The sequence below is a fragment of the Anaerotruncus sp. 80 genome, assembly GCF_009936115.1.
GTDB lineage: Bacteria > Bacillota > Clostridia > Peptostreptococcales > Anaerovoracaceae > Senimuribacter > Senimuribacter intestinalis.
The window spans coordinates 1-1,039 of record NZ_QWES01000063.1 but is presented as its reverse complement, the minus strand read 5'-3'; the positions used below and the strand labels follow the sequence as shown (position 1 = coordinate 1,039).

General features: G+C 37.2%; 1 protein-coding gene. It reads left to right on the top strand.

Translation table 11 applies throughout. The features are described 5' to 3' along the window. Positions 1–24: 24 nt before the first annotated feature. The coding region (locus D1155_RS15480; protein WP_201759617.1) for a restriction endonuclease subunit S at positions 25–1,039 on the top strand (1,015 nt) is incomplete at its 3' end.

Below are 1,039 nucleotides of genomic sequence, written 5' to 3'. Positions count from 1 at the left end.
AAATTTGGATTTGTAGTTGAATTGATGAAAACGTTTGACGAGATATTTATTGATTGCACTAAATATGGAGTAAAAATAAAAGCTAGTGAATATTGCGAACAAGGCAAAAATATTATTGTAGATCAGGGACAAGCAAAAATTGCAGGATATACTGATAATAGCGAGGGACTTTTTACAGATGTTCCTGTTATAATATTTGGGGATCATACTAGAACGATTAAATATATAGATACTCCTTTTTTTCTGGGAGCAGATGGTACTAAAGTGTTGAAGTCTAAATTAGAGGATGCAAATTATAAATATCTCTATTATGCGCTTAAGAATACGAAAATACCAAATACGGGATATAGTAGGCACTTCAAATGGTTGAAAAATGCTAAAATCCGATATCCAAATATACAGAAACAAGAAGAAATTGTATTAATCCTTGATAAGATTCAGAAAATTATCGAGTATAACCAAACTCAACTTGCTAGACTAGACGAATTAATTAAAGCCCGATTTGTAGAGATGTTCGGCGGCATTCATGACAGCAAGCTGTACCCTTACGCCACAATAGAAAGTTTTACTTCTGTTATGAGTGGAGGAACCCCGGATCGTGGAACGGCAGAGTATTGGCAAGGGGGAAACATCCGGTGGGTGAAAACTACTGAACTTCAGAATTGCGTTATTACCGATACGGAGGAAAAAATCACGCAGTTGGGCAAGGACAACTCCTCTGCAAAGTTAATTCCACCAAACTCGATACTAATTGCAATGTATGGTCAAGGTAAAACCAGAGGAATGACAGGGTATCTTGCGGTTGAGTGTACAACCAATCAGGCTTGTGCATGTATTCTACCCTCTAAAACCATCAACCAGAAATACTTATGGCAATACATGATTTTGTCGTATGATAAACTGCGTGATATGGCTAAAGGCGGAAATCAGCCCAATCTTAATGCCGGTATTATAAAAAAATTTTCCGTTCTCATGCCCCCATTGGAGCAACAAGAGCAATTCGCTGCCTTCGTTGAACAAGTCAACAAATCAAAAGTTG